The sequence below is a fragment of the Acinetobacter sp. BHS4 genome (genome assembly GCF_018454425.1).
In the GTDB taxonomy this organism is placed as follows: domain Bacteria; phylum Pseudomonadota; class Gammaproteobacteria; order Pseudomonadales; family Moraxellaceae; genus Acinetobacter; species Acinetobacter pittii.
On sequence record NZ_CP075323.1, the window covers coordinates 287,692 to 301,614 of the forward strand.

General features: G+C 38.8%; 13 protein-coding genes and 2 tRNA genes. 5 read left to right on the forward strand and 10 right to left on the reverse strand.

All coding sequences use genetic code 11. The annotated features are described in order from the left end of the window. Positions 1-129 precede the first annotated feature (129 nt). Positions 130-1,821 (forward strand): ABC transporter ATP-binding protein, encoded by a 1,692-nt coding sequence (locus tag KIP84_RS01345; RefSeq protein ID WP_213689190.1) that lies wholly within the window; start codon positions 130-132, stop codon positions 1,819-1,821. Between the two features lie 56 nt (positions 1,822-1,877). Here the strand turns inward: KIP84_RS01345 and hisA are convergent, their stop codons facing one another. The 5 genes from hisA to hisB form a co-directional block, all read right to left on the reverse strand. Further along, the gene (gene hisA / locus KIP84_RS01350) at positions 1,878-2,609 is read right to left on the reverse strand and encodes a 1-(5-phosphoribosyl)-5-[(5-phosphoribosylamino)methylideneamino]imidazole-4-carboxamide isomerase (RefSeq protein WP_002052186.1); all 732 of its coding nucleotides are present in this window, start codon (positions 2,607-2,609) and stop codon (positions 1,878-1,880) included. 94 nt (positions 2,610-2,703) lie between these two features. After that, the gene (locus KIP84_RS01355) at positions 2,704-3,345 is read right to left on the reverse strand and encodes a 3'-5' exonuclease (RefSeq protein ID WP_213689191.1); all 642 of its coding nucleotides are present in this window, start codon (positions 3,343-3,345) and stop codon (positions 2,704-2,706) included. An 86-nt stretch (positions 3,346-3,431) separates the two neighbouring features. Beyond that, positions 3,432-3,980 (reverse strand): DUF805 domain-containing protein, encoded by a 549-nt coding sequence (locus KIP84_RS01360; protein WP_049837468.1) that lies wholly within the window; start codon positions 3,978-3,980, stop codon positions 3,432-3,434. Positions 3,981-4,130: 150 nt separating this feature from the next. Then, on the reverse strand, positions 4,131-4,748 hold the full coding sequence (gene hisH, locus KIP84_RS01365; RefSeq protein ID WP_002116911.1) for an imidazole glycerol phosphate synthase subunit HisH: 618 nt from the start codon (positions 4,746-4,748) through the stop codon (positions 4,131-4,133). Then, positions 4,748-5,341: an imidazoleglycerol-phosphate dehydratase HisB gene (hisB, locus tag KIP84_RS01370; RefSeq protein ID WP_002116767.1), complete on the reverse strand. Its 594-nt coding sequence runs from the start codon at positions 5,339-5,341 to the stop codon at positions 4,748-4,750. The genes hisH and hisB overlap by 1 nt, the downstream gene beginning before the upstream one ends. Before the next feature lie 102 nt (positions 5,342-5,443). Between hisB and KIP84_RS01375 the strand changes: the two genes are divergently transcribed. The 3 genes from KIP84_RS01375 (at position 5,444) to KIP84_RS01385 (ending at position 6,211) form a co-directional block, all read left to right on the forward strand. Then, positions 5,444-5,827 (forward strand): GNAT family N-acetyltransferase, encoded by a 384-nt coding sequence (locus tag KIP84_RS01375; protein WP_002116928.1) that lies wholly within the window; start codon positions 5,444-5,446, stop codon positions 5,825-5,827. A 106-nt stretch (positions 5,828-5,933) separates the two neighbouring features. Then, positions 5,934-6,009 (forward strand) — tRNA-Phe (locus tag KIP84_RS01380). A gap of 126 nt (positions 6,010-6,135) precedes the next feature. Continuing rightward, a tRNA-Phe gene (locus KIP84_RS01385) sits at positions 6,136-6,211 on the forward strand. A 168-nt stretch (positions 6,212-6,379) separates the two neighbouring features. Here the strand turns inward: KIP84_RS01385 and KIP84_RS01390 are convergent. The 5 genes from KIP84_RS01390 to ompR form a co-directional block, all read right to left on the reverse strand. Next, positions 6,380-6,811, reverse strand: a complete 432-nt coding sequence (locus tag KIP84_RS01390; protein ID WP_199992314.1) for a GNAT family acetyltransferase — start codon at positions 6,809-6,811, stop codon at positions 6,380-6,382. Between the two features lie 130 nt (positions 6,812-6,941). Beyond that, positions 6,942-8,456, reverse strand: a complete 1,515-nt coding sequence (locus KIP84_RS01395) for an acetyl-CoA hydrolase/transferase family protein (RefSeq protein WP_002116671.1) — start codon at positions 8,454-8,456, stop codon at positions 6,942-6,944. 35 nt (positions 8,457-8,491) lie between these two features. After that, positions 8,492-8,614, reverse strand: coding sequence for a hypothetical protein (locus KIP84_RS01400; RefSeq protein ID WP_081410534.1), 123 nt, complete (start codon positions 8,612-8,614; stop codon positions 8,492-8,494). A 33-nt stretch (positions 8,615-8,647) separates the two neighbouring features. Continuing rightward, positions 8,648-10,105 carry an ATP-binding protein gene (locus KIP84_RS01405; RefSeq protein WP_060465016.1) on the reverse strand — a complete coding sequence of 486 codons (1,458 nt, stop codon included), beginning with the start codon at positions 10,103-10,105 and terminating at the stop codon, positions 8,648-8,650. A gap of 17 nt (positions 10,106-10,122) precedes the next feature. Beyond that, positions 10,123-10,887 carry a two-component system response regulator OmpR gene (gene ompR, locus KIP84_RS01410; RefSeq protein ID WP_000060753.1) on the reverse strand — a complete coding sequence of 255 codons (765 nt, stop codon included), beginning with the start codon at positions 10,885-10,887 and terminating at the stop codon, positions 10,123-10,125. Between the two features lie 657 nt (positions 10,888-11,544). On the opposite strand from ompR, the gene KIP84_RS01415 reads away from it, so the two are divergent. Next, a complete protein-coding gene (locus KIP84_RS01415; protein ID WP_130173046.1) occupies positions 11,545-13,893 on the forward strand; it encodes a Tex family protein in 2,349 nt (782 codons plus the stop codon). Positions 13,894-13,923 lie beyond the last annotated feature (30 nt).

Below are 13,923 nucleotides of genomic sequence, written 5' to 3' on the forward strand. Positions count from 1 at the left end.
GACCTATCTTAAAAACCTATGAATTCAATTTAAACAAAAAATACGAATAAGAATAAATAAGGCAAGTTATGATATTTCGTGTGTAATGAAATTATTTTTAACTCGTTTTAATAGAAAAAAGATACAGAAATGAAGTTCTTATTAAGTTCACAAGATATTCAAAACTATAAATTTTTATGGCAGGTTTCTAAAGAAAATTATAAGAAACAGAAAGGTAGTATGTTTCTCATGTTTTTATTAGTGATGTTTACAGCATTCTTTACGACATTATTGCCATACCTATTAAAAATTATTATTGATTACTCTGCACAGGCATATAACTTTTCACTAGATATTCGACTTCCATTTAATTTCTTATATCTAATCGTACTCGCATATGCGGCAGCATGGTTAGCGAATGAGTTATGTAATTGGACGAAAAATATTTTTAGTGCTTATTTGATGGTTGATTTCAAAAGTGCATTAATCTTTGCGGGACTAAAAAATTATTTAAATCTTAAAAAAGATGAACAAGATCAAATTGAATCTGGAACAGTAATCAGTGATCTCGCAAGAGGAAGTTCTGCTTTTGGTGAGATTAATTTAACGTTACTTCTTCATTTGGGGCCAATTATTTTTCAATTGGCGATGATTTTTGCAGTTCTATTTACGACCATTAGCCTAGTCTTTAGTATTAGCTTTTTATTAATAGCTATCATTATTTTCCTAGTTTCCTTTCATATAAATAAAACAAGTAGTTCACTATTCGATGCGATGTACCAAAAAGATAATCAGGTGAATAGTCATTTGATACATCAGATATCCAACTCCTATGAAATTAAAGTGAAAAATGCAGTACCGTTTCAATTATCAAAATTTAATGAAACGCTCAATTTATCCATTACAACAGCTAAAGATAGGAATAAGAAAATAGGACTATTGATGATTTCTCAATTATTCATGATTTTTTTATTCTTACTTATTTTTATGTTATTTACCGTATTTCTTTCAACTGAAAAGCAATTAACTCCAGGTGCTTTCGTATTGATAAGTACTTATATTATTCAACTCACCAATCCATTTTTGGCTGTTTCCCAAAGTTTGATGCGCTTAAATGGAAACTTTGTGGCCTTAGCAAAATATCGACAGTATTTTAATCTCAAGAACGAACAATATACTTCTTCTGCCATTCAGCATTCTGAAGTCCTCTTCCAATTTGTAAATGCTCAATTTTTATTAGGAAAAAGAGCAGTAAATCATTTTAATTTAACAATCTTAGCCAATAAAACATATGTCGTGATTGGTCAAACAGGGCTAGGTAAAACTTCTCTGATGAATTATTTAATGGGGGTATATCAGATTCAGTCAGGGCAGCTTTGCTATAAGAATATTGATATTAGCCAAAATTTCTCTAAGCATATTTTTGATGAGGTTGTTTACGTTGCACAGCAACCAGTTATTTTTCCTTATTCCCTTAGAGATAATTTAGTTTATAACTCCTCGCACATATATGAGGATTCTTACTTACTTCAGATGCTTGATCAATTTAATCTATTACATATTTTGAAAAAGCATCAACTAACGCTCGATGATGATTTAACTGAAATTTATAAGAATTTTTCAGGAGGAGAAAAGCAAAGAATTTGCATTCTTCGAGGTCTTTTAGCTCGCCCGCAGCTCATCATCCTAGACGAACCGACTGCCGCCTTGGATGTAGATACTGCAAAAAATATCCTTAAATATATTCAGCAGGTCGTTCCATCCGTAATTATGATTACGCATTCACCGTATGCGATGGAAATTGCGGATGAGGTAATCGATTTAGAAAAGTTATTAAACTAAAGATAATCAAAAAATAAAAAAGAGCCTAAAGCGGCTCTTTTTTTACATCTTAAAAATTAAAGACGGTTTTCATCCAACAAAAGCTGAGCTTCACGAAGATTTAAAGTACCTTCATAAATTGCGCGGCCTGTAATCGCACCTAAAATGCCCGGTTTGCCTTTTAAGTTACGAACGTCATCAAGGTTAGTTACGCCACCTGAAGCAATCACTGGTAAACCTGAGTATTGAGCCAAGTTTACAGTCTGCTCAACGTTTACCCCTTGCATCATGCCATCACGTGCAATATCTGTATAAACAATGCTAGACACGCCTGCATCTGCAAAACGTTTTGCTAAATCAGTTGCTTTAACGTCAGTAACGTTTGCCCAGCCGTCAGTTGCAACCATACCATTCATGGCATCAATACCAACAATGATGTGGCCAGCAAAGCGTTTACAAGCTTCTTCTACAAATTCAGGCTCTTGAACTGCTTTAGTACCAATAATGACAAAAGTCACACCAGCTTCTAAGTAGTGCTCGATAGTTTCTAATGAGCGAATACCACCACCAATTTGAATTGGTAATTCTGGCTGAGCTTTAGCAATTGCTTCAACAACAGGCTTATGAATTGGAGTACCTGCGAAAGCACCATTCAAATCAACCAAATGCAAACGGCGCGCACCTTCATTTACCCAATGCTGGGCAGTTGCAACCGGATCGTCAGAGAAAACGGTATCGTCTTCCATACGCCCTTGTTTTAAACGCACACATTTACCATCTTTCAGGTCAATTGCTGGAATGATTAGCATGCTTCCGCTCCTTGCTTCATCATGATTATGAAATTGTGCACATCTTAGCAAAGTATTGATCAATCGCTAAGCCTTAGAAAAGACTTTTATTACTTTACGCCTGAAGCACGGTTTGAATCGTTTGTGAAATGTGGACAGGTAATAGTTTTTGGTTTCTGAGCTCTTCAAATACGAGTAATGCAGCATAAGCATCAGCGGCGGCATAATTTATTTGCTGAGATGTAAGAGGCTTTCGTGCCCAGTTTGAAGTCCCGACTTTTTTCGACTTTGCCAGATATTGTCCAAATAACAGTGCTACCGCTTTTTGTAAGCCTATTTGCTGTTTAAAACCAAAGTGACTAAAGCCTTTGGCTAGGTCGACACAACTTTCTAGTTCAATGCCTTTTTTATGAAAAATGTGTTTATCATTTTTAAGGCCAAAGCCGACTTTAATTTGCTTTTTGTTAGACAAAATGGGCTGTAAAAATTTTAAAGTCGATGAATTTACATGAAATAAATAGGCTTTTTTTGCTGTGGCCAGCTGAATCAAATGTGGACCTGTTGACACTTCACCCACTCGAAAAGTCGGTTTAGATTCAGAATCAAATCCCAAAATGACAGCTTTTTTTAATTCTTCTTCAATAGTTTTGCATTGCTCAATATTTTCAATCACGACAATATTTTGATAGTTAAGATTTTCAAAAGGAGGAAGTTGCTGAATAGAGGTTTTATCAAGGAGGGGAGAGGCTTCGGACATATTTAACAGCATACAAATGAATTGAGCTATTAGCTTTATATATGAATAAAGCCTAGAGAACTAGGCTTTATGAATGTCTTTAAAAATTATTGAGACTGAGAAGGGGTACCAATGACCACACTTTCACTTTTTTCAACATAACCTTCATAGGTGGGAGCCATGATTGTGGCAACAATAGCAAAAACAAAAGCAAGCGGAATCAGAATAATATAAATCCAGCCTAAAACGCGTTCCCAACCAGGGGTAGGGCGTTGTGGGCCGTAATCATTATTGCCTTCTGTACCTTTTGCCGCAAAGAGATAAATCATGAAAATGAGGTTTACGACAGGTATGAGCATTAGCAATGATAGCCATCCTGTATTATTGCGGTCATGTAAGCGACGAATTGTAAATACAAAGCTTACATAGAGGCAGACAATATAAAGAATGGCGATAACAATCATGCCTGCTGTAGAAAGGCCTGTTAGTTCCTGACTAGATGTAAATCCAAAAGTGAATGCGATGGCAACAACAATGATGCCGATGACGAGTGAAAATAAGAATGTCCAAGCAGCATAAGAGAGTCGTCCAAAACGACCATTAGCTTTAAAGGGGGAATCTTGTTGAAGTGGCTGATTTTCGAAAGGTGAATTCATTTTGTTTTCCTGATCATTTGGTTTTATTTAAAAGTATAAATATTCAATATTTTGTTGAATAAAACATCATTCTATAAATGATTAGTTATTATTGTAAATAAAAAAAAGATCAGGCCATCTAGACCTGATCTTTTTCAGTTTTAAATCAGATTAAATATTCCATTCCACAAAGTTTTTAAGTAACTGCAAACCAGCAGTATGACTTTTCTCTGGGTGGAATTGAGTCGCGAATAAATTATCTTTGTGAATTGCTGTGCAGAAGTTCACACCATACTCACAAGTCGCAGCCACAACGCTTTCATCTTTTGGTTCGACATAGTAACTATGTACAAAGTAGAAGCGCGCATCTTGTTCGATGTTGTTCCACATTGGATGGCTTGGGTCCATTTGGTGAACTTGGTTCCAGCCCATGTGTGGTACTTTTAAACCTTCCATTTGAGGGAAGTGCTTTACTACACCGTCAAAAATACCGAGTGCGTCTACACCGCCATTTTCTTCAGAACTTTGTAGTAATGCCTGCATGCCTACGCAAATCGCAAGAACTGGCTTATTAAAAGCAGCTTTACGTACGACTTCATCAATACCTGCTTCACGCATGCCTTGCATGCAGTCACGCATTGCACCAACGCCCGGAAAAACAATTTTGTCGGCTTGTGCAATTAATTTTGGATCATTGGTCACATCGACTGTAGCGCCCACATGCTCAAGTGCTTTAGCTGCTGAGTGTAGATTGCCCATGCCATAATCAAGTAACGCGATACGTGTCATTAGAGGCTACCTTTTGTCGATGCAATCGTGTTTTCTGCACGTGGATCAACTTCACATGCCATACGTAAAGCACGAGCTAGCGCTTTGAACACACTTTCAATTTGATGGTGGCTATTTTTACCTTTCAAATTATCGATGTGTAAGGTCATAAGCGCGTGGTTTACGAAACCTTGGAAAAACTCAGAAAATAAATCGACATCAAAGGTACCGATGCGCGCACGGGTAAATGGAATATCCATAAATAATCCCGGACGACCAGATAAATCCACAACAACGCGAGATAAAGCTTCATCTAATGGTGCATAAAAATGACCATAGCGTTTTAAACCTTTTTTATCGCCTAAAGCTTGGGCAAAAGCTTGTCCAAGGGTGATACCACAGTCTTCTACGGTGTGGTGATCATCAATCTCGAGGTCTCCGTCACAATGAATATCGATATCAAATAAGCCATGTCGCTTGATTTGATCAATCATATGGTCTAAAAATGGAACTCCAGTGTTTAGTGTGCCTTGACCAGTACCGTCGAGATTTAAACGAACTCGAATTTTGGTTTCATTGGTATTTCTAACCACTTCACTGATACGTTGCGTCATGGACACGTTCCTCAAAAAACGTCAAAAATGATTGGATGTTAACGACAATTTCGCTGTGACGAATTCGTGACAGCATCATAGTTTGCTCAGGAGGGTTAATCAATGCCTATTACCGTACATGCTTATAGTTCTCTAGATAATTCAGAGATCCGCGATCAGCTTGAGCGACTGTATGATACAAGTCCGGAGTTTGGTGACGGGCACGATGCGATTGAACAACTTGAACAAGATTTACAACAGTATACCACGCTATACACTGCCGAATTTAACACCAAAATTATAGGTGCAATTTGGTCTTCAGGACAAGGCGAAAGCAAGGTCCTTGAATATATTGTTGTGCACCCTGCTAACCGTGGTCGTGGGGTAGCTGAGCGCTTAGTTGAAGAAGCTTGCCGCATAGAAGAGTCAAAAGGTGTTAAAACTTTTGAGCCAGGCTGTGGCGCGATTCATCGCTGTTTGGCTCACATTGGTAAACTACATCACTAAAAATTTCTATTATTTTGTAGTTGTGATTTAAAAATAATCACTTGTTACAAAAAACGCGGAAGTTGCTTGACGTCTTCTTATAAACATTGTTTAATACGCCCACTTCGGCGTGATAGCTCAGTAGGTAGAGCAACGGATTGAAAATCCGTGTGTCCCCAGTTCGATCCTGGGTCTCGCCACCATTATTTGTGTTTTCAATCCCTGATCCCATCAGGGATTTTTTTTAAGTATAAAAAATACTCATTTAAATCAGAAACTCAGGATAATTGTTGACTATTTTTCTGAGATACGGCTTAATACAGGCCATCGGCGTGATAGCTCAGTAGGTAGAGCAACGGATTGAAAATCCGTGTGTCCCCAGTTCGATCCTGGGTCTCGCCACCATATTCAAGAAAGCCCCATTCATAATGTATGGGGCTTTTTTCATGCCTGTTTATTTAATAACAAGATTAAGACTTTACCTGTGTATAAATCTCATTTTATCCACAAGCAAAGAGGATTATCCCCATTATTGCCTTAAGTTTTTAAAAATGGCTCAACTGAAACGTGGTTCTAATCATAAGAACTATCACGAATAAGTCGTTTTCCTAAACACACGGCTTCTACCTCGTCATAGCCAAGTTGTTCGTAAAAATTCAATACATTCAAATTGTCTTTACGGACTAATAATTGAAGCTTTGGGCAACCACGAGCGATGAGGCGCTTCTCAAGCTGCTGAACGAGCGCTGTAGCGATTCCTAAGCGTTGTTGGTGGGGGTGAACAGCCAAATAGTTGATCCAGCCTCTATGGCCGTCGTAGCCGCCCATAAGCGTACCAATCAGTTGCTCATCTTTAATAGCAACTAAAAACAAATCATCCTGTTGTGAGACTTTCCTGAAAATATCGGTTTCCGGATTATTCCAAGGGCGGGTCAGTCCACAGCTTTCCCATAAAATAACGACATCATCCAGATCTGCATTTGTAAATTGACGAATAATAAACATATGGATTTCTACTTTTTGTTTTGATGTGCTCAAAAGATAAAATAAAAATTCGGGCTTGAGCAGTGTTTTATTAATAATTTAAACAAATAAAAAAGCACCCCCGAAGGAGTGCTTGGATTTAACCAGTGATTTAAGCTGATTTTGCAACTGGTGCTGCTTGAAGCATTTGACCTGTTTCTTCGAAGTTCGCATGCCAAGACAATGCTTCACGAAGTAAGTGAGGGGTATGTCCACCTTTAGCACATGCACGGTCAAAGTAGTCATTTAATGCATCACGATAAAGTGGGTGTACACAGTTATCGATAATTGCACGAGCGCGTTCACGAGGCGCTAAACCGCGTAAGTCAGCTAAACCTTGCTCTGTCACTAAAATATCAACGTCGTGTTCACTGTGATCAACGTGGCTCACCATAGGCACGATAGAAGAGATATCGCCGCCTTTAGCAATTGATTTGGTTACAAAGATCGCCAAGTGGGCGTTACGAGCGAAATCACCTGAACCACCAATACCGTTCATCATTTTAGTACCGCATACGTGAGTTGAGTTCACGTTACCGTAAATATCAAACTCAAGCGCAGTGTTAATGCCGATAATACCTAAACGACGAACCAATTCAGGATGGTTAGAAATTTCTTGTGGACGGAGCACTAATTTATCTTTGTAAGCTTCGATATTACCAAAAACTTTTTCGCCACATTTTGCAGAAAGGGTAATTGAGCTACCAGAAGCAAATTTCATTTTGCCTGCATCAATGAGTTCAAAAGTACAGTCTTGTAGTACTTCTGAGTACATGATGAGGTCTTCAAAATCAGAATCTTTTAAACCTGTTAGTACAGCGTTGGCAATAGAGCCAATTCCTGCTTGTAATGGACCAAGGTTTTTCGGTAAACGACCTTCTGCAACTTCTTTATTAAAGAAAGCAATTAAGTGGTTTGCAATGCCTTGAGTCTCATCATCTGGAGGAGTTACTGTTGATGGTGAGTCATGTGTATCGTTAAATACAATACCTACAATTTTTGCAGGATCGATTTGGATTGCCGTTGTACCAATACGCTCATCCACTTTTGTTAATGGAATTGGAGTACGTGTTGGACGGTAAGTCGGAATATAGATGTCGTGTAAACCTTCAAAGCTTTCGCTTAAAGATGTGTTGATTTCAACAATAACTTTTTCGGCAAAAATAGCAAAGCTTGCAGAGTTACCTACAGAAGTTGTTGGAATAATGCCGCCATCTTCAGTAATCGCAATTGCTTCAATTACCGCAACGTCTGGTCGTTTAAGTTGTTGGTTACGCATTTGCTCAACAGTTTCTGATAAATGTTGATCAATAAACATAACTTCGCCGTTGTTAATCGCACGACGTAAAGTGTTGTCTACCTGAAATGGCATACGACGAGATAAAACACCTGCTTCCGTGAGTTGTTTGTCTAAGTCATTACCTAAGCTAGCACCCGTAATTAACGTGATTTTTAACGGATTTTTCTTTGCATGCTCTACAAGTGCTTGTGGAACAGCTTTAGCTTCACCGGCACGAGTAAAACCACTCATACCAACGGTCATTCCATTTTCGATGAATTGCGCAGCTTGTTCAGCACTGATGACCTTGTCATGAAGAGAAGCTAGGCGAATACGACTTAAAGACATTGGACATCCTCAATATTGTCAAAACATACGGGATTTTAGCTATGAAAAATTGAAAAGTGCATAGGTGTTAGGCTAAGGTCTAATTTTGTAAATAAATGGCGGTATAAATTATATTTATAGTTTTTATTTAATTGATTTTTATTGCTTTTATTTATCATTAAAACAAGGCTTTTAATTGCTGATTGATCAAATTAAAAGCGCTCACTTAAAGTTTGTTTTATTTTTTCCAATGGATTGGTTGAGGTATTTTCTTCGGTACTCGGTTTTGGGATTGGTAAAGAAATAATAACCTCTAAACCACCTTGTTCACGGTTATGAATTTGAATCTCGCCATGATGAATATCGACAATACGTTTAACAATAGCCAGCCCAAGACCACTACCTTGAATGGTTCTTGCTGAGTCTCCGCGAACAAAAGGTTGCATTAACTCTTCAATTTGATCTGCCGGAATGCCTTCACCATGATCGGCAACAGTAATTAAAATAGATTCATTTTCTACTTTTGCACTGAGCTCTATCGGTTCAGCACCATAGCGTTTCGCATTATTAATCAAGTTGGCAATCAATCTTTTTAAAGAAAGACTACGTGCCGGAATAATGGGTACATCCTGCATCTCGAATTGAATATCGAGAGGTTTAAATTGCACAACAAGTTCTTGCAAAAGCATGTTGATATTGGTGTCTTTCAACTCCTCATCTGAGCCATCGCGCATGTAGGAAATGAACTGATTAAGAATTGCATCCATATCATCTACATCGTAGACCAAGCCTTCACGTAAAAACTCATCAGGCAGCATCTCTGCTGTTAAACGTATGCGTGTAAGTGGAGTACGTAAATCATGTGAAATACCTGCCAACATAATACGTCGCTCACGCTCAGTCTGATCGAGTGTGTAGACCATACGATTAAACGCTTGGTTTACTTGACGAATTTCTAGTGGACCGTGATTGGTATCAAGGTACGGCGCTGTTCCTGATTTACTGTATTCATTGGCTGCATTTTGCAAACGACGCAGAGGGCGGTTCATCTGTCGAACCAAAATTAAAATAATGATAGCCGACAGTAATGGAACACCCACGACCCAACCCACTAAAAGTTCAGGACTATAGTTGGCATAGGTTTTTAAAGGCTCTCGAACCCAGTTCCCATGCATTTCAGGTGTTTGAATCCAAATGCGTGGGCTCGGTTTAAACTGGAAGTAAACGGTAACGTCTTTAGTCCCAATCTCATTTGCCAGCTTATTTTCAACGTGATTGGTAAAAAACTCGGCAATGACCTTTTCTCGGACACTTGGATATTCTTTGGGGTTGGTAACGTATTCAATACCGACTCGATTACGCAACCACGCATCAATATCTACTTCATTTTCACGATGAAAAATTCGTATATCAGGATTATTGACGAGCTCAAGCTCAACCGCAAGATAACGGGCGTGCTGTTGAATTTCAGGTAAATAAAGAGTGCGCCAAAAGAACCATAACGACATAAATAAGCTAAAGAACACCACCAGCAGTACCAGAATAGTGGTACGCATGGCAGCAGAACGTGGCTTTATTTTGTCGAGAAAACGTTCCCACCGAGTCCGTTTACGCTCTGAGTAGGTCACGTAATCGGTAAAGTTCTGTGGGGCGATTGGTTCTAAACTCACTCTATCTTATCTCAAGCTTATTCAGCACCATCTGGAACGAACACATAGCCGACACCCCATACAGTTTGGATGTAACGTGCACGTGCAGGGTTATCTTCAATTAAACGACGTAAACGAGAAACTTGAACGTCAATTGAACGTTCCATCGCACCCCATTCACGGCCACGCGCTAAGTTCATCAGTTTATCGCGTGTTAAGGGTTCACGTGGGTGTTGTACCAATGCTTTTAATACTGCAAATTCGCCAGTTGTTAAGGTAACGATTTGTCCTTCACGTGTCAGCGTACGAGTAGACAAGTCTAGAGACCATGGACCAAAGCTTACAACTTCAACTTGTTGGCTTGGTGCGCCCGGAACTTCACGAACTTGGCGACGTAATACTGCACGGATACGTGCTAAAAGTTCATTTGGGTTAAATGGTTTTGGCAAGTAGTCATCTGCACCAGCTTCAAGACCTGCAATACGGTCTGAATCGCTACCACGTGCTGTTAACATGATGATTGGCGTATCAATATTTGATTGGCGCAAACGACGGCAAATACTTAAACCATCTTCAACCGGTAACATAAAGTCGAGTACGATAAGTGAAAATAACTCACGTTGTAATAAACGATCCATTTGTGACGCATCATGGGCAGTTTTTACAACAAAGCCTTTATCTTCCAAAAAACGTTGCAAGAGGGTACGTAAACGCACATCGTCATCGACCACTAAAATACGTTCGACACGATCCGTTTCGTTGTGTACGGTTTCAGGATGTTCAGCAGGTACAACTAAACTCATGATGTACTCCCTTTTAAAGTCATAATTTATATATTATTGGGTCGGATAGGCTTATTGCCAACAAGCCCTCAGTATAATGCCGATGTTCTTGTTTAGACTATGTATCAATTTGCTCAAAATTACAATTTTCAAGGTGGTTTGAAACCAAAAAACAACATCTTAAGCCCATAATTTAGCAAAGATAGATCTAAAACAACAAATAGTTAAATTTTCAATAAATTTCCAATCACTCAATAGTAATAACTAATTGTTTCAAATCAGTTATTTGAAATAAATATAATAGGCTTTTGATTGTTGAATAAGATAAAAAAACTGAGTAAATAACAAATTAGAAGAATAAAGTAGTGCTCAACCTTAATATTTTTATCTTTTGGGCTATGTATCAATATGATCAATTTCTCATAAATTATATTAATTTTTTGTCACGTCCATGACACAAGTCATACGTTTATATTTTTTAAAGATTAAAAGGGAGGGTTCGCTCTCAAATTTTTCATACTTAAATCACTGTTTTTATGTGCTCTAGTAGTCGTAAAAAGTATAAATATTCAGAGTCAATACAAAAAAACGTTTTGAATACGCAAACAAGTGTGGATTTTATGGGCTTGGTCTTTATAATCAGTGCTTTTAAACTTTATCCTTGTGGGATCAAACACGATGACTGACTTAGTTCAGCAGTTGGCAAGTGAGCTTGCCGTACGTCCAAACCAAGTAGAAGCTGCCATCCGCTTAATTGACGAAGGTGCCAGTGTTCCATTCATTGCCCGTTACCGTAAAGAAGTAACACAAGGTTTAGATGATACGCAGTTACGCCAATTAGATACTCGTTTAGCGTATTTACGTGATTTATATGAGCGCCGTGAAAAGGTCATTCAGTCTTTGCAAGAACAGAATAAATTGAATGATGACTTGTTGGCGCGGGTGAATGCAGCCGAAACAAAAAATGCTTTAGAAGAAATTTATGCACCGTATCGTCCTAAGCGTACAAGTAAGTCTTTTAAAGCAAAAGAAGCAGGTTTAGGACCAATTGCTGAAAAAATTATTGCAGAACAAGTTGACCCGACAGAAGCAGTGGCTGGGTTTAGTCATGAAGACTATCCAGATGTTGAAAGTCAGTTAGATGCGATCCAGCATATTCTGATTGATGACTGGGCACAAAATATTGCGCTTACTACAGAATTAAAAGCAACTTTTGCAAAAACTGCGGTTTTAAAAAGTACTGTTGCTTCTGAAGAAAAGAAAGAAGTCGGTAAAAAATTCCGTGATTACTTTGAATTTTCTGAAGGTTTAAACAAATTACCTTCACACCGTTTATTGGCGATGTTGCGTGGTCGTCAAGAAAATGTATTAGGTTTAAAAGTTGATGGTGAAGATGATGCGCCATTAGCGCGTATTGAAACTGAATACAACCTTGAGCAAATTCAACCTCAAGCACGTCAAGATTTCTTAAAACAAACTGCAAAATTATTCTGGTTAGGTAAAGTTCGTCCTCAAATCGAGCATTCATTGCTAACAGAGAAACGACTTACTGCCGAAGCAGAAGCAATGCAGGTATTTGCTGAAAATCTTCGTCATTTATTATTATCAGCGCCAGCAGGTGGTCGTACTACTTTAGGTGTTGACCCTGGTATTCGTACTGGTGTGAAACTTGCGGTAGTAAGCGATGCAGGTGATGTACTTGCCCATAGCACGATTTATCCATTCGCGCCTAAAGAAGATAAAGAAGGTTCTATTGCTGAGCTTGCACGTCTATGCCGTGAATATAATGTAGAGCTTATTGCTATTGGTAATGGTACAGCTAGCCGTGAAACAGAAGCTGTAGTGGCTGAAATGATGGCTGCAAACACCGACCTCAAATTAACACGTGTGACTGTAAGTGAAGCGGGTGCATCTGTTTACTCTGCAAGTGAACTTGCTGCGGCAGAACTTCCAGAGCTTGATGTTTCAATTCGTGGAGCAGTGTCGATTGCTCGCCGTTTACAAGATCCACTTGCTGAACTTGTTAAGATTGATCCGAAATCAATTGGTGTAGGTCAATATCAACACGACGTAAATCAAACTGGTTTAGCAAAAACTCTTGACGCGGTAGTTGAAGACTGTGTGAACGCTGTTGGTGTTGATGTAAATACGGCGTCACCAGCAATCTTGGCTTACATTGCGGGTTTAAACAAAGCAATTGCTCAGCAAATTGTTGAATATCGCAAAGAGCATGGTCGTTTTGATAACCGTCAAGCTTTGAAAAGCGTACCACGTTTAGGCGAGCGTACTTTTGAGCAAGCGGCTGGTTTCTTACGTATCCAAAATGGTTCTGAACCTTTAGATGCTTCTGCTGTTCACCCTGAGAGTTATGGTCTTGTTGAGAAAATTGTTGCAGCAAAAGCGACAACTGTTAAAGACATCATTGGTAATACCGAAATCATTCGCCAAGTAAAAGCTGATGAATTTGTTGATGACAAATTTGGTTTGCCAACTGTTCAAGACGTATTAGCTGAACTTGAAAAACCGGGTCGTGACCCGCGTCCAGAGTTCCGTACTGCTAAATTCCGCGAAGATATTACTGAAGTGGGCCAATTAACTGAAGGTATGCAACTTGAGGGTGTGATCACTAATGTCACAAACTTTGGTGCTTTCGTTGATATTGGTGTACATCAGGATGGTTTAGTTCATATTTCTGAGTTAGCGAATGAGTTCGTTTCTGATCCGCATAAAGTTGTAAAACCAGGTCAGATCGTACAAGTGCGTGTCATGCAGGTTGATGTTGAACGTAACCGCGTGAACTTAAGTATGCGTGCTGAAGGTTCTGCACCTGTAAAAGCACAGCGTCCACCACGCCGTGAACAAAATACAGAACAGCGTTTTGAGCGTAAGCCTCAAGGTAAACGTCCTCAACCGCGTAAAGATCAAGCTGAACGCCCTCAGCGTAGCAAGCAAGAGAAACCACAAGAACAAAAGATTGGTGGTTTAGGTGCATTGTTATTACAAGCGGGAATTAAAGGTTCTAAATAAGAGTCTTTAATTGATAAAAAGGCCTCCAAT